This is a genomic window from Bradyrhizobium sp. BTAi1 (assembly GCF_000015165.1).
Classification (GTDB): domain Bacteria; phylum Pseudomonadota; class Alphaproteobacteria; order Rhizobiales; family Xanthobacteraceae; genus Bradyrhizobium; species Bradyrhizobium denitrificans.
In genome coordinates this window covers 1,652,324-1,672,108 of record NC_009485.1, presented here as the reverse complement: position 1 = coordinate 1,672,108, position 19,785 = coordinate 1,652,324, and the positions used below count along the sequence as shown (strand labels likewise).

General features: G+C 61.4%; 20 protein-coding genes and 1 pseudogene. 14 read left to right on the top strand and 7 right to left on the bottom strand.

Going from position 1 to position 19,785, the window contains the following annotated elements; genetic code table 11:
* Positions 1-9 precede the first annotated feature (9 nt).
* From BBTA_RS07415 to BBTA_RS38730, 9 genes are all read left to right on the top strand, one after another.
* Entirely contained in the window at positions 10-1,494 is a 1,485-nt protein-coding gene (locus BBTA_RS07415; protein WP_012041847.1) for an aromatic/alkene/methane monooxygenase hydroxylase/oxygenase subunit alpha, read from the top strand.
* A gap of 96 nt (positions 1,495-1,590) precedes the next feature.
* The gene (locus BBTA_RS07410) at positions 1,591-1,836 is read left to right on the top strand and encodes a toluene-4-monooxygenase system B family protein (RefSeq protein ID WP_041750440.1); all 246 of its coding nucleotides are present in this window, start codon (positions 1,591-1,593) and stop codon (positions 1,834-1,836) included.
* Positions 1,829-2,209: a Rieske 2Fe-2S domain-containing protein gene (locus tag BBTA_RS07405; RefSeq protein WP_041750439.1), complete on the top strand. Its 381-nt coding sequence runs from the start codon at positions 1,829-1,831 to the stop codon at positions 2,207-2,209. The genes BBTA_RS07410 and BBTA_RS07405 overlap by 8 nt, the downstream gene beginning before the upstream one ends.
* 9 nt (positions 2,210-2,218) lie before the next feature.
* On the top strand, positions 2,219-2,518 hold the full coding sequence (locus BBTA_RS07400; RefSeq protein WP_012041844.1) for an MmoB/DmpM family protein: 300 nt from the start codon (positions 2,219-2,221) through the stop codon (positions 2,516-2,518).
* A gap of 22 nt (positions 2,519-2,540) precedes the next feature.
* Positions 2,541-3,566, top strand: coding sequence for an aromatic/alkene monooxygenase hydroxylase subunit beta (locus BBTA_RS07395; protein ID WP_012041843.1), 1,026 nt, complete (start codon positions 2,541-2,543; stop codon positions 3,564-3,566).
* A 48-nt stretch (positions 3,567-3,614) separates the two neighbouring features.
* Positions 3,615-4,613, top strand: a complete 999-nt coding sequence (locus BBTA_RS07390; protein ID WP_012041842.1) for a 2Fe-2S iron-sulfur cluster-binding protein — start codon at positions 3,615-3,617, stop codon at positions 4,611-4,613.
* The gene (locus tag BBTA_RS07385) at positions 4,597-5,151 is read left to right on the top strand and encodes a hypothetical protein (protein ID WP_244424385.1); all 555 of its coding nucleotides are present in this window, start codon (positions 4,597-4,599) and stop codon (positions 5,149-5,151) included. The genes BBTA_RS07390 and BBTA_RS07385 overlap by 17 nt, the downstream gene beginning before the upstream one ends.
* Before the next feature lie 21 nt (positions 5,152-5,172).
* Positions 5,173-5,595, top strand: a complete 423-nt coding sequence (locus BBTA_RS07380; protein WP_244424384.1) for a 2Fe-2S iron-sulfur cluster-binding protein — start codon at positions 5,173-5,175, stop codon at positions 5,593-5,595.
* Positions 5,596-5,665: 70 nt separating this feature from the next.
* Positions 5,666-6,438 (top strand): IS5 family transposase gene (locus BBTA_RS38730; protein WP_148221378.1). Its coding sequence is split into 2 segments (ribosomal slippage): positions 5,666-5,999 and positions 5,999-6,438, totalling 774 coding nucleotides; the frame shifts between segments, so codons are not numbered across the junction.
* A 638-nt stretch (positions 6,439-7,076) separates the two neighbouring features.
* Here the strand turns inward: BBTA_RS38730 and BBTA_RS07360 are convergent.
* Entirely contained in the window at positions 7,077-7,562 is a 486-nt protein-coding gene (locus BBTA_RS07360) for an adenosine-specific kinase (protein ID WP_041750438.1), read from the bottom strand.
* A gap of 208 nt (positions 7,563-7,770) precedes the next feature.
* On the opposite strand from BBTA_RS07360, the gene BBTA_RS07355 reads away from it, so the two are divergent.
* A complete protein-coding gene (locus BBTA_RS07355; protein WP_012041837.1) occupies positions 7,771-8,448 on the top strand; it encodes a phosphoglycerate mutase in 678 nt (225 codons plus the stop codon).
* 16 nt (positions 8,449-8,464) lie between these two features.
* Here the strand turns inward: BBTA_RS07355 and BBTA_RS07350 are convergent.
* The 3 genes from BBTA_RS07350 to BBTA_RS07340 form a co-directional block, all read right to left on the bottom strand.
* Positions 8,465-10,124 (bottom strand): IS66 family transposase gene (locus BBTA_RS07350; RefSeq protein ID WP_371260186.1). Its coding sequence is split into 2 segments (ribosomal slippage): positions 8,465-9,118 and positions 9,120-10,124, totalling 1,659 coding nucleotides; the frame shifts between segments, so codons are not numbered across the junction.
* A gap of 45 nt (positions 10,125-10,169) precedes the next feature.
* Positions 10,170-10,517 carry an IS66 family insertion sequence element accessory protein TnpB gene (gene tnpB / locus BBTA_RS07345; RefSeq protein WP_012041834.1) on the bottom strand — a complete coding sequence of 116 codons (348 nt, stop codon included), beginning with the start codon at positions 10,515-10,517 and terminating at the stop codon, positions 10,170-10,172.
* Positions 10,514-10,873 (bottom strand): transposase, encoded by a 360-nt coding sequence (locus tag BBTA_RS07340; protein WP_244424460.1) that lies wholly within the window; start codon positions 10,871-10,873, stop codon positions 10,514-10,516. The genes tnpB and BBTA_RS07340 overlap by 4 nt, the downstream gene beginning before the upstream one ends.
* A gap of 357 nt (positions 10,874-11,230) precedes the next feature.
* Here BBTA_RS07340 and BBTA_RS38725 point away from each other — a divergent pair.
* Positions 11,231-11,528 (top strand): annotated as a pseudogene (locus BBTA_RS38725) (transposase); the annotation flags it as partial.
* 125 nt (positions 11,529-11,653) lie between these two features.
* On the opposite strand, the gene BBTA_RS38720 reads toward BBTA_RS38725, so the two are convergent.
* Entirely contained in the window at positions 11,654-12,922 is a 1,269-nt protein-coding gene (locus BBTA_RS38720; RefSeq protein WP_083780623.1) for a pyridoxal phosphate-dependent aminotransferase family protein, read from the bottom strand.
* A gap of 711 nt (positions 12,923-13,633) precedes the next feature.
* Here BBTA_RS38720 and BBTA_RS07330 point away from each other — a divergent pair.
* Positions 13,634-13,945: a hypothetical protein gene (locus BBTA_RS07330; protein ID WP_041750437.1), complete on the top strand. Its 312-nt coding sequence runs from the start codon at positions 13,634-13,636 to the stop codon at positions 13,943-13,945.
* A 1,343-nt stretch (positions 13,946-15,288) separates the two neighbouring features.
* Here the strand turns inward: BBTA_RS07330 and BBTA_RS07320 are convergent.
* A complete protein-coding gene (locus BBTA_RS07320; RefSeq protein WP_012041828.1) occupies positions 15,289-15,768 on the bottom strand; it encodes a hypothetical protein in 480 nt (159 codons plus the stop codon).
* A 282-nt stretch (positions 15,769-16,050) separates the two neighbouring features.
* Here BBTA_RS07320 and BBTA_RS38715 point away from each other — a divergent pair, with 282 nt between their 5' ends.
* Both BBTA_RS38715 and BBTA_RS07305 read left to right on the top strand, forming a co-directional pair.
* Complete coding sequence (locus tag BBTA_RS38715) at positions 16,051-17,418, top strand: DUF2927 domain-containing protein (protein ID WP_083780622.1); 1,368 nt, start codon at positions 16,051-16,053, stop codon at positions 17,416-17,418.
* A 211-nt stretch (positions 17,419-17,629) separates the two neighbouring features.
* The gene (locus BBTA_RS07305; protein ID WP_148221416.1) at positions 17,630-18,865 is read left to right on the top strand and encodes an IS4 family transposase; all 1,236 of its coding nucleotides are present in this window, start codon (positions 17,630-17,632) and stop codon (positions 18,863-18,865) included.
* Positions 18,866-19,058: 193 nt separating this feature from the next.
* Here the strand turns inward: BBTA_RS07305 and BBTA_RS07300 are convergent, their stop codons facing one another.
* On the bottom strand, positions 19,059-19,283 hold the full coding sequence (locus tag BBTA_RS07300) for a hypothetical protein (protein ID WP_041750434.1): 225 nt from the start codon (positions 19,281-19,283) through the stop codon (positions 19,059-19,061).
* Positions 19,284-19,785: the final 502 nt, after the last annotated feature.

Below are 19,785 nucleotides of genomic sequence, written 5' to 3'. Positions count from 1 at the left end.
GAGCGACGCATGCCGAAGCTGCAGCGGCGGGACTATTACGACACAGCCCGCGACATGAACTGGGCCTTCTCCTATGTCAGCGAGGACGAGGTCTTCCCCGAGGAGCTTTCAAAGAGCTTCGGCATCCACGGCGAAGAATGGTGGGGCTGGGATGAGCCCTACAAGCTGACCTATCGCGAATACGTCCACAACCAGGCCGGCAAGGACGACGGCATCTACTCGATCCGCTCGACGATCGCGCGCTCCAACCTGTATGACAATCTCGATGCCGGCTGGAAATCGGCGATCAAGGCGCATTATGGCGCGATCCCGGTTCCGGAATATTTCGCCTCGATCGGCGAGGCACGCATGGCACGGTTCGGCCGCGCCGCCGCGTGGCGCAACATGGCCGCATTTGGCACGCTGGACGAATGCCGCCACGGCCAGGCGCAGATCTACTTCCCCTATTGCCTGCTCGGAAAGGACCCGCAATTCGACTGGGCCCACAAGGCGATGCACACCAACGAATGGGGTGTGATCGCGGCGCGCAGCCTGTTCGACGACATGTTCACCGCCAATGATGCCGTATCGACGGCGATCCAGCTCACCTTCACGTTCGAGACCGGCTTCACCAATCTGCAGTTCCTCGGCATGGCGTCCGACGCGCTGCATGTCGGCGATATCGAGTTCGGCGCGCTGATCTCCTCGATCCAGACCGACGAGGCGCGGCATTCGCAGCAGGGCGAGCCGACGCTGAAGATCATGATCAACAACGGCAAGAAGGCGGAGGCGCAGAAGCTGGTCGACCAGATGTTCTGGCGCTCCTGGAAGCTGTTCGCGCTGCTGACCGGCATCTCCATGGATTACTACACGCCGCTGGAAAGCCGGACGATGTCGTTCAAGGAGTTCATGCAGGACTGGATCTGCCGCCAGTTCATGGACCAGTTCAAGGATCTCGGCATGAACGTGCCTTGGTACTGGGAAAAGCACTTCCTGCCCGAGCTCGACTGGGTTCATCACGCCTATCACATGGGCGTGTGGTTCTGGCGGCCGACGGTGTGGTGGAATCCCGACGCGGGCGTGTCCGCCGCCGAGCGCGACTGGCTCGAGCAGAAATATCCCGGCTGGAACGACCGGTTCGGCAAGCTCTGGGACGTGATCGGCAACAACGTCCGCACAGGTCAGATCGAAAAGACCTATCCGGCGACGCTGCCGATCGTCTGCAACTGCTGTCACATCCCGATCTGCAGCCCGAGCATCGGGCAGGCGCCGCGGATCACCACACACAACGGGCGCAAGCTGAACTTCTGCTGCGAAGTCTGCGAATGGGTATGGAAGAGCCAGCCTGAACGCTACGAGACCCATCTCTCGGTCGTCGACCGCTTCCTGGCCGGCCACATCCAGCCGCCGACGCTGGAAGGCGCGCTGCAATACATGGGCATCACGCCCGACGTGGCCGGCAACGACGCTCAAGGATACGCCTGGGATGGCGCATCGCGGCTCGCGGCCGAGTGATCCGGCCTCAGCGGCAGCGACCAGTACGAATTGAGAGGCGCCGCTCACGAGCGGCTCGCCCAACCCGGCACACAACAACAAACATGGGAGGCAAGCGTGGCTCTGTTCCCGCTCCAAGCCAATTTTCGTGGCGATTTCGTCGTCCTGCTGGTCCCCGTCGACGACGGCGACACCATGAGCGTCGTGGCCGACAAGGTCGCCCAGCATGCGGTCGGACTGCGCGTCGCCGAGAAGAACGCGTCGAAATGCGTCTACCACAACGGCAAGGAGCTGCCTTCCGCGATCACTGTGGCGCAGTCCGGCATCCAGCCGATGGATTGGATCGAGGTGGCCTATGTCTGACCATGCCGACGTGACATGGGTGCAGGTCGCAACCTTGGACGATCTTTGGGAAGGCGATTTCATCGGCGTCGAGGTCGACGGCGAGGAAGTGATCGTGATGCATCTGCCCGGCGGCGAATTGCGCTGCTTCCAGGGCATGTGTCCGCATCAGGAAATCCTGCTGGCCGACGGCAAGGTCGATTTCGAAGCAGGCACCATCACCTGCTCGGCCCACGAATGGGAGTTCAGCATGGATGACGGCCGCGGACTCAACCCGCGGGATTGCCGCCTCTTTCGCTACGCCGTGAAGAAGGACGGTGAAGCCATTCTGGTCGGCGTGCCCAACGACAGACGGCTGCGCCGCCTGCGCCATAAGACCGAGCAGGACGCATAGGACAAACCCATGACCACGACAGCAACACCGAAACTGGTCGGGCCCGTCATCCGGGGCGTCGACGAAGACATTATCGACGCTGTGATCGCGGCGAGCGAGCAGGACAACCCGGATGTCGAGATCGTCATCGAGGACCGCGGCGGCTACGTCCGCATCCAGGCGGACCGAAACTTCCGCCTGACGCAGAAGAGCATGCAGGCGGCGCTGGGGCGACCGTTCCGGCTGGCCGAGATCGAGCCCAGCCTGGTGTCGTTCGGCGGTCGGCTCGAATCGATGGACGACGAGTGGGTCTGGACCATCCATACTTAGAAAATCCAGGGAGGACACGTTCATGACCGCAATGACCGCGAAGCCGGCTGCGCGCAAGCAGAAGAAGACCTGGAGCCTGTGGACCGAACGCCGGCTGCCCTCGGAGTACGAGGCCGTCACGTACAAGTTCCACAGTCATTTCCGGCGGGCGCCGGCACCGTTCGAGCTATCCGAGAACTGGTCGATCAACCAGTTCTATCTCAGGCATCGCGAAGGCTCGAAACTGATGCTGGACGATTGGGAGGGTTATCGCGATCCCCTGACCTACACCTATCGCCGTTATATTGGCGACCAGAAGGATCGTGAGGTCTACTGCGACAATCTGATCGATGAGTTCGAGCGCCAGGACAGCTACCGCAAGCTTCCTGCGGCGTGGCTCGACTTTCTCGGCCAGACCTATCTGCCGGTCCGGTTTCCCGGCCATGCGATGCAGATGAGCGCGGCCTATGTCGCGCAGATGGCGCCCTCGGCCTTCGTCACCAACACCTTCTACTTCCAGATGGGCAATGAAATGCGCCGCGTGCAGCGCCAGGCCTACCTCGCCAAGGCGCTCGCGCTCGACACCGGACGCCCGGAGCTCGCCGATAGCGGCATCGCCCGGACGATCTGGACACAGGGGCCGGAGTGGCAGGGCCTGCGCGAGCTGATCGAGAAGCAGCTGATCACCTACGATTGGGGCGAAGCCTTCGTCTCCCGCAATCTCGTGCTGCGACCGATCTTCGACCACATCTTCAATCGCGAGATTGCCGATCTGGCGCGGGCAAATGACGATGACCTGCTGGCGCTGCTGCACGACGACTTCCGCAACTACGACGAAGCCTATGCAGTCGAGACCACCAAGGCGCTGGTACGCTATGCGACTGGCAAGATGCCCGCACATGCCGTTCTGCTGCAAGAATGGGTCGCGAAGTGGATACCACTCGGCGAGCGCGCCGCGCGCAGCCTGAGCGAGGCACTTTCGGCCGCGCCCGGCGCCGACAGCGCACGGACCATCCTCGACCGGACCATGACCGCCCAGGCGAGGCTGATCGCCGATTGCGGCCTGTAGTTTGGCAGCGCCGCTCGGCATGTTGCACCGACCGCCCAGGCCGGAAGGATGGCGTTGATGACACGGCAACTCCGCATCGAGCCCGACGGTATCGCGATCGACATGGCCGACCATGAAACGATCCTTCAGGCGGCGCGCCGCGCGGGCGTCGCACTCCCCTATGAATGCGGCTGGGGGAGCTGCGGCACCTGCAAGGTGACGCTCGTCGCCGGTCAGGTCGATCTGATCTTTCCAGGTGCACCGGCCGTCAATCCGCGCGACGCACGACGCAACCGCATCCTGGCGTGTCAATCCCGCGCGACGTCGGAGGTCACCATCGCCCGCGGTCCCGGCGCCTGGTCCATGCCGGCACCCGGTTGCGTCGAGCGACAGGCCATCCTGCGCGACGTTGTCGATCTCGCGCCGGAGGTTCGGCAGTTCAGCTTCGAAACGGCTGAGCCGATCGATTTCCGGCCGGGTCAGTATGCGATACTGCATCTCGGGGCGGACCTGCGGCGCTGCTATTCGATGAGCAATCTGCCGGGCGGCAACCTCCTGCAGTTCATCGCCAGACGCTACGACGGCGGCACGGGCAGCAACGCACTCGCGGCGTTGGCTCCTGGCGCCGTGATCACGATCGAGGCCCCTTTCGGCACCTGTACATTGCGGCGTCGACCGGGTCGCAAGGTGTTCGTGGCGGGAGGCACGGGCATCGCGCCGATCCTGGCCATGATGCGTGAGGCGGCGGAGGCGCGCCTCGATTTCGGCTCGCCCGTGGACATCATCTACGGCGCGCGCGGGCCGGCGGATCTTGCCGCCCACGACGTGCTGCGAGCGGTCATCGCACGGATCGCTCAGGCGCGCTATCTGCCCGTGGTCGAGAACGCCCCATCCGGCTGGCCGCACGCAGCCGGCTTCGTCACTGATGCGATCAAGGCCACGATCCCCGATCCGGCCGCCGCCGAGTTCTACGTGGCTGGGCCGCCGATCATGGTCGACGCGGTCAAGTCGCTGCTGCGCAGTGCCGATGTTCCGATCACGCAGGTTCACTATGACAGCTTCGGCTAGGACAGGCTGGCGCGGCGCGCTACCCATCTGGGCGATGGCGCCGGGCCTGCGCCGCCTCGCCGCGCGTCCCGGCGATGCGCCTCGGCTGGCACCGGCATGGCCCTGCGTCCAGCTCGACGACACCTCGCCCGTCGGCTACGCAGCGCAGCTCGCCTCATGCGCATCTGCGCTGGCCGGCGTCGCCGAGGTGGCAGCGCCGCTCAACGCGGCAGGGCGCGCTTTCGCGCTCGATGACAGCCATGCCATGGGCCAGCCGGAAGCCTTCATCGTCGCGCCGGTGTGGCTCATCGTCCGCCCCGATGGCTCGCTGCACCTGACGCTGCGGCCGGAATGGGGGCAGAAGATTGTGGCCAAGGGCTGGGGCACGGTGCATCCCTTCGCACGCTACATGGCCGGTGCCGTGCCGCCGCAGAGCCTCGTCATCTACGCGCCGCGCGACGACGGTGAGATGGCGGTTGCGGCACGCATCATCGTTGCTGCGCATTGCTACGCGACCGGCCGCATCGGCGAGGTCGCGTTGCCCGACAGCCGCTGGTAAGCGATGACGGAGCTCTCGGCCATGATCGATGAAGGCGGCGCCAGGCGGTTTCGCATCCGGCTGGAACGTCCGGACGGCACGTTCACATTCGACGCCGCATCCGACGAATATCTGCTCTACAGCATGATCGACGCCGGTATCGAGAGCCCCTACATCTGCGAACAGGGCTGGTGCCTCGCATGCGCCGCGCGCCTGGTGTCGGGCAAGGTCGACCGCTCGGATGCGCTGACGGTCTACGCCGAGGACGCCGAAGCCGGCTTCCTGCTGCTTTGCTCGACCAAGCCATGCTCGGATCTGATCCTCACGCTTGACGAACGTCAAACCCGTCGGGACATGGTGCAGCACCGGATCGAGCATAACCAGCTCGCGCGCGCTTATCCGCCAGGGGCGCGCCTCCGCTTCCGCCGGGGACGAGCCACGCCGCGAATGAGCTCCGGTGACTAGGTCCTGTACCCAAACCCCTTGCGGGTGACGGGGCGGAGTGATTCAAGGCTTCCCAAAAGAGGAGGTCCCGATGGCTCGCTTCGACCTTTCAGACACGGAGTGGACAATCATCGCGCCGCTGTTGCCTGGAGCGGAGGGCAAGAAGAACGGCCGGCCGCGGCCGGATGACCGCAAGGTGCTCAACGGCATCTTCTTCGTCTTGCGCACTGGCACGCCGTGGCGCGATCTGCCTGAGCGCTATGGCCCTTACACAACAGCCTACAATCGCTTTAATCGATGGGCCAAGAAGGGCATCTGGCTGCAGATATTTGAGGCCTTGGCAGCGAAGTCTCCACAGTCATTGCAGTTAATCGACTCCTCGATCATCCGCGCTCACCAGCACGCCGCCGGTGGTAAAAAGGGGGCCCGGATAACGCCATCGGCCGTTCTCGTGGAGGACTGAGCACCAAGATAAACGCCATCGTCGATCAGGCCGGCATGCCGGTCCATATTGTGCTGTCGCAGGGCCAGTCCTCGGACAAGACCGTGGCGCCGCCCCTCATCGAAGCGGTCGAGCCGGGGCGCGATCTGGTCGCCGACCGCGGTTACGATGCCCGAGCCCTCATCGATCTGGTCGAAAGCCGTGGCGGGCGCGCTCACATCCCAACCTGCCGCGACCGCAAGGTTCAGCGTTCGGTCGATCCTGCTCTCTATCGACAGCGCAATCTGATCGAACGCTTCTTCAACAAGTTGAAGCATTTCCGCCGCATCGCGACCCGCTACGATAAGAGCGCTCGCAATTTCCTCTCCGCCGTCTTGCTCGCCTCAACCCGCCTCTGGATGCGGTTTGAGTCCACGACCTAGCCAACACACGCAACCATCCATTCGCACGGCAGGATGCTGCGAGGTGAACTGCGTGGCTACCGGGCTGATGAACCGATCCGCTCACGCGCCGCGCAAGGCGGCCGCGAGCGTCGCAGCAGAGAACGGTGCGACTGAAGCCGAGCGGGATGCGATCTTCGGATGGACCGAGCGTCGGATCCCGAGCCCTTGCACGAGCAAGGCCAATCGCAAGAAGCTTGCGTATGGCGGCGTTGCAGAGCTCGAACGAACCGGCTCCACGAACGCATAAAACGAGCGTCTATCCCCCCACCAATAACTGGGCGAGGGAGATCGAGCAAAAAGCTCAATCAAATCAGACGGTGGTCTGAAGAGTGGTGGGCACGACAGGGATCGAACCTGTGACCCCTACCATGTCAAGGTAGTCCAGAGCACAAATTCTCGTGTAAAATCAAAGCGAAAAGGCCGTTAGAGGTGCAAACGGAACACGAACGGGACTGGAACGAAGCGCTATTTGCTGTTGATGTGCTGTTGACGGGGTCCGGCCTGTCGTTCGGTCCACGCGTTCTCATCTCTCCCGCAGGATCAGTTGATAGATCGATACCGAGCCGGTCGCGTTCGACGCGTGGGAGCCGGTGCAACATGCCGACTTCATCCGTTTCCTACAGCTTGTAGCCGATCTTTCGCAGCAGGTCTTTCCGCCACGCAATGTCGGCGTCGGTTTCGATACCCAACGGCGAGGCGCCATCTACCACGCCGAGCACGCCCCGGCCCAGCTCCGTCTGCGCGATGATCACTTGGGTCGGGTTAGCTGTCGCGCAATAGATACGGCAGACTTCCGGCACCGCGCGCACTGCAGTCAGAACGTTGACGGGAAAAAACCCGTCGCCCAGGAAGATCAGGAACGTGTGGCCGGCGCCGATCGCCAATGCGTTGCCGCGTGCGAGCGCGAGGGCGGCTTCGTCATTACCTGACCAGCGGACCAGCCGCTTGCCGGAGGCCTCGCAAAAGGCCAGCCCGAAGCGGATGCCCGGAACCGCGCCCACCAGCGCCTCGTGGAGGTCTTCCACGGTTTTGATGAAATGCGACTGGCCGAAGATGAAGTTGGCGGCGTCTGGCTTGACGATAGGCACCACGGTGAGTTCCATGGCTCTGCTCCAGCTAGGTAAGCTATGCATCAATGGTAGACTGTCGCAAGGTGGCTGCAAGCCGCCACAGGCGGCAGTAGCGGCCGAAGCCAGCGCGAAGCGCGTCCCTTCAAGGCCGACGCAGCGTCGATCTTGGCCACGCCTGTCTGCGGACAGACTTGCGTCCAGTTTTTTCTTAGGAAAACTCATTGGGTGAGAGGAGCTGGACATGCAGAAATACCGACCGGTGATGCTTGTGGTTCTGGACGGCTGGGGCTGGCGAGAAGAGGTCGCTGACAACGCCATCCGTCAGGCGCGAACTCCCAATTTTGACCATCTGTGGGGCACCGGCCCGCACGCACTCGTGCAAACGTCGGGTCTCGATGTCGGGCTGCCGCAAGGACAAATGGGAAATTCCGAGGTCGGACATCTCAACATCGGCGCCGGCCGCGTCGTGATGCAGGACTTGCCACGCATCAGCGCGGCGATTACCGACGGTGAGATCAAAAGTGCGTCCGCCCTTATCGACCTGATGGAGCGGCTGCGGCGGACCGGCGGCACCTGCCACCTCCTAGGCTTGATCTCCCCGGGGGGAGTGCACTCGCATCAGGATCATGCGACAGCGCTTGCTGAGATACTCGCCGAAACCGGTGTGTCTGCCGTCGTTCATGCCATTACTGACGTCCGTGACACTCCGCCGCGATCGGCAGATGTGTATGTTTCACGCTTGAGCGCGGCGTTGCCGCTCTCCATTCCGATCGTGTCGGTTTGCGGCCGATACTATGCCATGGATCGCGACCATCGCTGGGAGCGTGTGGCTAAAGCCTACTGCACAATCGTGGAAGCGTACGCATACGACGAAGGCCGCCTGATTGACGCATGCGCGCGGGCACGACGAGGTCTATGATCGTGTTGGGTGAAGGTCAGGCGGCCTGCTGATCGGCGGGCTTGTCGGCCTGGCGCAGGAGCTTCCATTCCCAGGGCAGCAGCTCGTTCAGACGCGATGCGGGATGATCGGCGATACGGGCGAGGACGTCGGCGAGCCAAGCCTTGGGATCGACCTCGTTGAGGCGACAGGTCGTGATCATCGTCAGCATGGTGGCGGCACGGTCGGCGCCACGCTCGCTGCCGGCGAAGGTCCAGTTGCGCCGCCCCAAGGCGATGCCTCTCAATGCGCGCTCAGCGCAGTTGTTGGTCAAGCAGATCCTGCCGTCGTCGAGGAAGCGGGCGAAGCCGTCCCAGCGCCTGAGCATGTAGTTGATCGGCTTCAGAACCTCGGAGGAACGCGAGAGGGTTTCGCGCTCACGCAGCAACCAGGCTTGCATGTCCTGGAGAAGCGGCTTGCTCTGTTCCTGGCGCACGGCGCGCCGGTCGCCAGCACCATGGCCGTTGATGGCGCGCTCGATCTCGAACAGCGCGTCGAAGCGCTTGACCGCCTCCAGCGCGATCGGGGAGACCGGTTTGCCTTTCTTGCCTTCCCGCGCATTCTTCTCGATGTCAGCCAGTTCGAAGAAGCCCCGCCGCGCATGGGCAAAGCAGAATGCCGGCGCAATCGGCTGCGCCTTGCGCCTTCTTCTGCGGGTCGAACAGCGGCTCGAAGCCACTGTAGCAATCGGCCTGCAGGATGCCGGCGAAGGCGGCCAGATGCCTCTGCGGATGCTCGCCTCGTCGGTCGCTTGAGGCGTAATAGACCGCCGCAGGCGGCGCAGGCCCACCGAAGGGCTGGTCATCCCGCACATATGTCCAGATCCGGCCGGTCCTGCACTTGCCCTTCGCCAGGATACGGATGGTGGTGTCATCACCATGCAGGCGCTCAGCGGCGAGCACATGGCGTTCGATCAGGTGGAAGAGCGGCATGACGGCGAAGGTCCCGTGGCCGACTTGGTCGGCCAGTGTCGACAGCGGCAGGTCGATGCCCTCGGACTTGAAGCGCTCACTCTGGCGGTTGAGCGGGATATGCATGCCGAACTTGTCGAACAGGATCGTCGCCAGCAATCGCGGGCCGATGAAGCCGCGCGGCGTGGCATGGAATGGCGCGGGCGGCTGGCTGATCTTCTCGCAATCACGGCAGGTGAACTTCTCGCGGACCGTCTCGATCAGCTTGAAGCGACGCGGGATCTCCTCCAGCGTCCTGGTCACATCCTCACCGATCTTCGCCAGCCGCGCCCCACCGCAGCAGGTGCAGGTCGTTGGCGCCTCAACGACGACGCGCTCGCGTTCGATGTCATCTGGCCATGGCTTGCGCACCGGCCGCTTGCGCATGAAGGGGCGGACGTTCTGCGTCTTCGCCGCTGCGACTTGGGCAGCAAGCTCATCCTCGCTCGCCGTGGTGGCGAGTTCTTCGAGCTCCAATTCCAACTGCTCGATCAGGCGCGCCGTGCGCTCGGAGCGCTGCCCGTGCAGTTCGCGTTTGAGCTTCTCGATTCGCAGCTCGAGATGCGCGATCAGCACCTCGTTGTCCGACAGCTCCGCCCGCGCACTGGCAGCCACCGCCTCGGCTCGCAGCCGCGCCTCACGCTCGGCCTGCAGCGCCGCCAGGGCACTGACAAGGTCCGATGGAAGATCGTCCGGCTTCGATGTCATGAAGCCATTGAATCAGATCAGGCAACGGAATCAAACCATAAAGCGCTATCCGACCCGCGTCGGGCGCTGGGTTTCCTGAGGATTGCGCCAATCGATCCCGGACAGCAGATAGGAGAGCTGCGCCGGAGAGATCGTCACCGCTTCACCGGCGACCGACGGCCAGATGAACCTGCCTCTCTCGAGTCTTTTGGTAAACAGGCATGCTCCCTGACCATCGTGCCAAATGACCTTCAAAAGATCACCGCGTTTGCCCCTGAAGCAGAAAAGACCGCCGCCCATGGCGTCGCGCTTGAGCACTTCCTGCACGCGCAGAGCCAGGCTCGGAAAGCCGCACCGCATGTCGGTATGGCCCGTCGCCAGCCACACTCGCACGCCCGTCGGGATCGGGATCATCGCCGCGCCAGGCCCCGAGCAATTCGAACGACCGCTTCGATATCCGCACCGGGGCCGAAGACCACGCGCAGCCCCTGAGGGCTCACGATTTCGATCTGACCTGTCTCGACAGCTTCCGTCGTTGGCGGCGTACTTGCCGCAACTATCGCAGGGACGAATGTCGGGCCGATCGAATCCTCTTCGGCCGGATCATGAGAGGTCCAAGCCTTGCGCCAGCTCAGCAGAAGCTGACGTGATATCCCATACCGGCGAGCCGTCGCCGACACCAGTCGCGGCCCCGAGAAGCTCTCCTCTACGATTCTGAGCTTCTCCGCACGCCTCCAGCGTCGCCGCCGACCGGTCTCCACCAAATCCATGCGGCTCAGCACCGCACTGTCCTTATGTACGTCCATAAGGACAGTCAGCTACAGGTCGAAAAAACTCGCAAGACGGCCGCCCTCGGACGGATACGGTCGACCAGGGCATTTGGCTCGTCAGCTTCATGCACTACGATCTGGGATGTTTCGACTTGGAGCAGAAAACGTCACAGCCCCTCGACAACCCGTTCGGCACGAGGTTGTCACCCACGTCTTAGGTACGCTCTGTTACCCATGTGTCCGGGCTGGACAATTGATATCGCGGCGGAGGGAGAGGAGCTGGAATCCAACCGTCTCCACTTTTGGGACCGAGTTTGGCGGCCGGCAAGCTAATGACACCGCGATGGGCAATGTCACAACGGCCAAAGCGTCGGGGAGCTGCTGCGGGTACGCAAAGAACAAAGCGCTCCGCTTTTGACGGCACTGGAAGCACGGCGGCGCGAGCAGCGCGCCCGGTTGTTGAACTCCTCCGCGGTCGCTAAGCCTATCGACTACCTGCTGCACCGCTGGGACCGGTTCGCTCGCTTCGTCGATGACGGACGCATCTGCCTGACAAACAATGCGGAAGAGCCGCGCGCTGCGTGGCTTCGCCCTCGGCCGCAAGTCCTGGCTCTTCGCCGGCTCAAAACGTGGTGCCGACCGCGCCGCCACGTTGACGGTGTGTCAAACTGATGCCAGGTCTTGAGACGACAAGACGCCTTTGAAAGAATATACGAATCCTTGAAACTAACGCCCTTCGACCTGAAATGGCGATCAGATCTCCGCACATGTGCGTAGCTATTAGAGCGCCTCGTTGCCTGCAGGTTCGTCACGCTTTATCTTTGTCATGCCTAGCGTCGACATGATGGTTGCGGATGCGCCATGCTGGTGCACCCGTAGTGTGTCGATGAGCTGATCAATATCTTGACTGGTATGCCCAGCATTTAGTTGAATGCGAAGGCGCGCTTTGCGTAGGGGGACCGCCGGAAAGCGAACGGCATCGACGTGGATGCCCGATTCGCCAAGCGACAGCGCGAGGGCGTCCGCGGCATCCTCATCTCCGACCAGAATTGGGACAATCGGCGACCCTGTCGAGACGAGCGGATACGGCAGTTCCGACATCCTTGTAACGAAGTAACGTTGATTTTCCCACAAGCGGGCACGACGTTCCGGCTCGTCCACGACCATGTCCACTGCCTCGCTAAGGGCGACCGCTTGATCTGGAGGCAATGCTGACGTGAATCCATATGCCGAGCAGGCTAGACGAATAATCTTGGCGATGTGTGCTTCTGTGGCAATGAAGCCACCGATCCCGCCATAGGCCTTACTGAGCGTGCCCATGTAAATGATGCGTGCGCTCGTGACGCCGAAATGCTCACAAATTCCACCGCCGTTTTCACCAAGAATTCCAGTTCCGTGAGCATCGTCTACATAAAGCGCCGCGTCGTAGAGCTCAGCGAGTTGCAGTAAGTCGGGTAAGGGGGCAATATCGCCGTCTTGGCTGAAGACCCCATCAGTGACGATGATTTTGGTTGTCGCGGTCGATTTCTTGAGAAGCCCTTCAAGATGATTGAGATCAAGGTGACGATACGTCGCCCGCGCGGCTCCGGACATGCGGATGCCTTCGCGAATACTAACATGATTCAATTCATCGCTAAAGTAAGCGTAGGTATATTCCCGAGCGCCGGTAAATCCATAAATGCGTGCGTATTTTGACGTTTGCGGGAGAGACGACAAGACCCCCAAGTTGGCCATGTATCCTGTCGCGAATAGTACAGCCGCGTCTTTCTTCTTACAGCCTGCGAGCTTGTGCTCAAGCTCACCGTAAACTGCAAGGTTTCCACTCAGCAGCCGCGACTCGCAGTTTCCAACGCCGTAGGTTTCCAGACCCCGCCTCGCTGCGCCGGTGAAGCGAGCGCTTGTCGCAATCGACAAGTAATTATTGGTGCTGAAGGAGACATATTTTCTTCCATTGGCCTGAAAAGCCGGGGTGGGCAAGGATTCAACTGGATCGCCAGCCTGGAGATTTTGGTGGAGTAGCCATTCGGCCATTTCAATAAATTCTTGCAAGCAGACCCCTAAGTTTCTACCAGACCCCGACCAGCGCCGTGATTTTAGATTTGAGCATACGGAGTTCCGCCGGCTCGCTCTACTCGAAGTTACGGTCTCGCTGCGGTTAAGTTTCCTTGCTCGTTTCTCAGCGATCTCTACCTTAGCCACAGATCGATACCGCCAAAATTAGCCAAAATCGAGTTGCTCAATTGACATGGCATGGCGCCCAATGAGCCTTGCGATCTCACTGAGATCGCCGAAGTGCCCGCAGCCGTCCTAGATCCTACAACATAACTCCACTTAGAAGTCGAGGCTTTTCAGGCGTGTGCCCACAAAACTTGGTGGCGTGACGCGACGACGCCAGTCTGCTTTGCTCATAAGAAGACTGAGATCGTGCGGCATGCAATTTGTCGAGATGGGCCAGAACACAAAGTCGCTTCGCTCCAGCCCGCTGCGCGGGGCAAGAGCCGAGGGGCTGGTAGTCGGTCGAGAGGATCCCAATAGCCGTTGGAGAGCCCCGTCCTGAGAATCGAGATGTCGTCAACCTCACCCACAACGGAGCTCCCCATAAGCGAGACCAAAGTGTCAGTCCGGCGCGTCAGCCTATGATCGTAGATATGGCTGCGCGCGAGCTCACCCCGCACACGCAGCGCAGCCACGTTCATAGCTGCAAGCGGTTCGCCGCTTGGCTCAAACGCTCACCCGACACGGCAATACCCGACGAGGTGCATGCGATATTTTCAGCTGCACCTCATTGAGAGCGTTGCCTGCATCGGCAACCGCAATCGGATCATGACTGGGGTGCGGCTTCTGTTCCGTGTCACGCTGCACCGCCACGATTTAGCAGCCGAGGCCTGGCGCATTAAGGAGCCACAGAAGCTGCCGCCGGCGCTGAGCCGTCCCGAAGAGGTCAAGGGCATGCTCACCATCGCGATGAGCATGCAGGCGCAAGCGATGCTGATGGTCGTCTATAGCTTCTGGCAGCTCGCCGGCGAGTGGAGCGCGCCCGCTGGGCAGGTTACATCGGCAGCGCGCAGATGATCATCCGCATCCTGCAGTCGAAGGGCCGCAAGGACCGCCACGTGATGCTGCCGGCAGAGGTCCTAGGTCTGTTACGGCAATGGTGGAGGTGCTACTTAGGCATGACAGCGGCGTTGCGCCGGAACACCGCTGGCAGTTCCCCGTTCGCGGTCGACATCCGGCCGCTGACCACGTCTCAGTTCAGTCGACTGTCCAAGCAGGCGGCCAAAGCCTCGAGACTGCACACGGCGCGATTTCCCTTCTTGCGCTCCGTCATAGCTTCGCCACCCATTTGCTCGAGCGCGGCACGCGGGGTACTCTTTGGAGAACCCGCGACAGACTTAACGTTTGTCCCCGGTATGTAAGCCCTGACCTTGCTTCTTAAGACCGGCGCTCCAACCGCGGGAGCCTTATTGCTTTAGAAAGAGCCTGGCGATTTCCATCATGTATTGCAGCCGCCAGCTTCGCTGCAACCTGACAACCTGCTCAAGCGTCCGTGCTGTTGGGACTGGCATGGAACCTATGTTGAGTTGTTTCCGCGTCGGGCTCCAGGCTACGCAAGACTTATTCACAAACCGTAAACCATAAACTTGACCTAACTTCGGGATTCCGGTGTCAAAATACCGAAGACTACCATCGTAGGGGTCCCGATAGAGGTGTCCTTGGCGGCCCCTCAGGGGTAATTCTGGATCGCAATCGCAAAGGCTCTCTCGCGCGAGGGTGTTGAGGCAGTCGTCCACAGTCGCAACGAGCCGGGGAGCCCCTCGCTGATCCGATCGCGTCGGATGGTGGAATTCTTCGGCTCTAGCTACCACGTGGACGGCGGATGGCTTGAATCTTGGTCGTGCGCAGCGCGACCATGGCGCGGCGTTTGTAGGAATAGCCGCGCAGCTGAGAGCAGTCGTCGTAGTGAACGTAGTGCTCGAGTTCGTGGATCGGCCATCGGATCGACGCAGGGCGGGTAGATCAAATCGGGCCAAATGGCTTGCAGAAATCTTTAGGATTGGCTGTCATGACCGCTTCATGCGGGCCTTCAACCGCAGGCCTCGTTTCAACCCCGTCGCGTTCTCAGCGCGGCGGGGTTACTCTTTGGGCACGCTCGCCGCGTGAAACGAAGACGCTCGGGCTTGGACGCGGTCCCCGCGTCGGGATCTGCCGCTACGCTATGCCGAGAGCTCCGCGCCAGCTTCCGCCGCTAACACCGCCCATATGGACACATGCAACCGCCCGAACGAACTCAGACCTGGATAAAATTGAGGGCAAGGTCACGGACAGCCCTCCTCTGGGCATCGCCAAGTCGCTCAGGGGACTCTGGCGTTGCGGCCCGTTCCTGAACTGAATAGGTGGCAGGTCGCGCAAGCTAGTTACTCGGTTTGTCCAATGATGCTCCGGACTCGCTGACGGCTGGCGGTCGCGACCACGACCGTATAGATGCCTACCAATGCAAGCGCACCGTGCGCTATGAGTTCGCAAAATTTCTCGTTCCAGCTCGCGCCAACATGCCTGAACGACAGAAGAATCGTTACGCAAGAGGACAGCGTCATTAGAAACAGAACGATGCGCGCCAAAGTTCTCGCGATGCGGTCGGCCTGGAGCCGAGCCAGGATAATTCGAGGTCTTAGGTCGATACCGGAAAACCGGTTGCCGTAGGGTCGAACGGCCAGCCAGAAAATTCCAACGCAAACCAGAATGGCGGTGGCATAGCTAATGATCCGATCAGCGTATCCACTGCCATCGGTACCGACATGGGCAAGCACGAGCAAAACGAACAGAAGGAGCCCCGATGACAAGATCAGCGCGTCCCAACCCATGTCTGCCCGCCGGGATGAATCGATGGCCCCCATGATCCACGCCTCGTCGCATGTTGCACATGTTAAGGGGGTACCAAACCAGACCTGACAAGTTGCTGACGTGCGGGCGACAATCCCGGTGATCAAATGATATAGCAGGTATTTAACGGCCTCAGTTCGGGCACCGCCCCGCGACCAGGTCGCGGGACGGAGCTGTTGTCGCAGTCGTCTGAAACCTATCCCGTGCCCCCTCGACCGGCCCCTGCGGACCCGTGGGGGCAGTCGCCGTTTAATTCGTCGCCCGCGACGCGACAATCGCCGTTCCCGTCGAAACGCATGATGAATGCGCTCGGCTTCTCGACAAACTCCTTGCGCGTAACCTTGCCGTCCTGGTTCTCGTCGAAGTATCCGAAATCGGCATCGGCCAAGGCAGCGTCGGCTCTTGGCACCGTCGCGAATTTGGCCTTGCCGAGCTTTCCGTCTCGATTGCAGTCCGCCAGGGCGAATGTCCGGTTGGCAAAGGCCTTCCATTCGTCGCAAGTAAAGATGCCGTCGCGATTGGCGCCCCATGTCGCGGCCCGCTTCTTAGCAGGCCATCCGGCGCCGGCGGCGAGGTGGATGCGCGAGCGCGGGAGGTTCGACCGTCACCAACAAACCGACGCTCAGGCAAACCATGAGGATGGGTTTTTCGCGCCACAAAGTTCCCTTCCGGCTAAATCGCTGGACCGGCGTCGCGGATCATTTGCCCGGCCGGACATTGCAAATCCAGGTCGTTTCATTGCCGCATCCATATCAACCATATCCATCACGTTGGCTCCGACCTTGGCCGCGCCGGCTCTATGCCGCGCCTATGCGATCGTTAACCGCCACCCCTCGAATTCCTACCCGCCCGTCGGAGATATTTGGTCCAAGGCTCGCGCCGCCGCGCGCGGACACGACCGAGACAATCGGTACGAGTCTTGCTTAAGGAAGGGGCGCGGTCTCACGAGGCATCCACGAACGATGATCCGGCTATTGGCGATAGGCATTGGTGCTGCGACGTCACTCAGCGTCCTCGCGGTTCCGGCACTCGCAGAAAATCCGGATATTTGGAGCCGCCGCGCCGAACAACGGCGGACGTTCAGCGACGCCGAGATCCGCGATGGGTTCTTCAAGATCGCGCTCGACGCTGAACTGCAAATTGGGGCGCGGACGCATCGCATCCGCAAATTCGACGAACCGGTCCGGATCTTCGTCGACGGCAAGGTCCCGCGTGAACGCGTCGTAGCGCTCGACGCAGTGATCGCCGATATCCGCCAGCGCATCGATCATCTCGACATTGCGGCGACCACCGACCGGAAGGCCGCTAATTTTGTAGTGACGCTGGTGAGCGCACGAGACCTGCTGCCAACCATGCGCGCCCGCTTTGGCAATGAGGGGGCCCGGCAGATCGAGCATTCCCTCAATCCGCAATGCCTATCGGGCATCGCCAAGGACGGCGCCTATCGCATTCGGCGGGCGGAGGTGATCCTGCTGCCGGTCGACGCCGGCGATTTCGCCTTCTACGATTGCGCATATGAGGAATTGCTGCAGGGATTGGGAGCGATCAACGACGGCGCATCCGTGCCCTGGACCATGTTCAATGACGACGTCCAGATGGGCTTCTTCGACATCTACGATCAGCTTCTGCTTAACATTCTCTATGATCCGCGCGTCCGCTATTGAATGCACACATCTTTTTGGGTTGCGAGGCTCGTTGAGGACTGATTCCTTGGTGGAGGCAGGTCTTTACGCGGGGCATTTGCATGTCGATAGAGATTGGACTGGGGCGATTTGGCGATCGCCGCCTCGAAAAAGGGGGGCCTTGCTGCATGCGGCGCTTGTTCGACGGCCATGTTCGCGGATTCGACGTCTTGCCGGGAACCGTGCGCGAGAGATGCAGTTCACGCGCTTTCTGCGCAACGAACGAGTAGGCGTCGAAGAGATGGCGAGCCACGCGGCAGCGCGCACGGCGTTACGTGTTGCCGGTCGCGAGATCATCGTGGTTCAAGACAACAGCGAACTGATAATTGGCGGGCGACGCGCGAAAGCCAATGGATATGGACCTGTCGGCAAAGGAGGTGGAACACGTGGGCTGCTGCTGCATGCGGCGCTCGCGCTTGATGCCGAAAATGGTGCATTGCTGGGACTTGTTGATGCGCAGGTTTGGAATCGGGACAAGGGCAAGGTGACGGCCCGGCGCTCGCGAGCGATAGCAGATAAAGAGTCTCAATATTGGCTCTCGACGGCGACGAAAGCCGGCGAGACTCTATCTGCAGCGCAGAGCATCACCGTCATCTCCGACCGGGAAAGCGATATTTACGAACACTTCGTGCGACGTCCGCCGAATGTGGAGCTGCTTGTCCGAGCCAATTGGAACCGGAAGATCAAATTGAAATCCGGGACTTTTACGAGTCAGTTTGCATTCGTCGATGGCCTGCCGGAAGCAGCCCGGTTCAGCGTGACGATACCTGCAGCTCCGGGCCGCAAGGAGCGGACGGCCGAGCTTGCCTTGCGCTTCTCACCCGTAACGCTATGCAGGCCGCATCCAAGCCCAGCACCTGATCTGCCCGATACGGTCCGACTGACCATCGTGGATGTTCGAGAGGTGTCATCGACCCATGACGGCGAGTCGATCCATTGGCGGCTCCTCACCACTCACGTCGTGAGGAGCTCAAAGCAAGCACGTCGGATTGTCGATCTCTATCGTAAGCGATGGACGATCGAGGAGTTCTTTCGCACGCTCAAATCGGCAGGCTTTGATATCGAGGAGGCCGACATTGGTGAGCCAGAAGTCATGATCAAGTTTGTCGCGGCAGCCGCTGTGGCCGCGGTCACCATCATGCAACTGGTGCGCGCCCGTGACGGAACCACCGAGGAAAAATTGATCGAGGCCTTTGACCCCGACGATCGGCCTGTGCTCGAAGCTCTCTCTGCCGAATTCGAGGGAGCTACCGAGAAGCAAAAGAACCCACACCGAAAAGGTACGCTTGCCTTCGCTGCATGGGTCATCGCTCGGCTCGGAGGATGGACCGCCTACTACGGAAAGCCCGGCCCAATGGTGATGCGGGTGGGCCTCGAAGCCTTCCGCCGCATCAAATACGGCACCACTTTGAGGCTCAAAAATGTGTGAATCGAATAGCCGCGCGTCCGGCCGGGCATGACCGCAAAGGAGATCGATGACCTCCTCCCGGTCGTGCTGCCAACAGCGCGTGACCTCGTCCGCCGGAACAACCCTCTCGATCAGGCCAGCGTGCCCGCGCGCGCACACGCCGATTGACAGCAGGCGATCACCTCAAATCGATCAATCGGACGCTCGGTCGAGACTACTTCCGTGGCGACATCTTCTTCGCGGAGGAGGACGAATACTCCGTGATTGGGTAGTCAGTCTTCACCGGGTGAAGCACCTGATGCGCCACCACGACTTGGTGGCTCTGGCTATATTTCGACGGTGCGCTGGCGGATGCGCCCGCGGACACTGGTTGAGCCAGCAAGAGCGGCGAGGCGGCGATCGCGAGCGTCGTACCAACGAGGACGAAAGTCCTAGACATCGGCCCCCTCCATCTGAAGCGAGACAACTGCAACCGACGAGGTTCGGGCATTTCGACGACTCTCTCCGGCGTCGTGTTGTCCCTCGGGTCCGAATGCTGATCCCAATCTTCAGAATTCGCAAGAATAATTAGCAAATGCTGAAACAATGTGCATAGCGATCAGCCGATCAAAACAAGGGCAGACTAGAGCTAGCATCGCGTGCCGCGTGCGCAATCAAGACTGATACAGCTCGCACATCGCAGTGATTCAGATACCATCACCGGCGGCTCTCGCCGACGCGATTTCGAGTTCGAACTCGCGCGTCCACTCATCCGAGCTCCGGTTGCGCAAGCCCGCCGCGGCCGCCATGACCGACATGGCGATCGAGAGCAGATCCCACTCTGACGAAAGTTACCGCCGAGTTCGAACCGGCGATTTCGGAGACGGTTGAGCGTGCGCTCGATTCGACTGAAATCGCCTCCGGAGACGCGAGTCGCCATGGCGCGCCGCTGACGCGCGCGA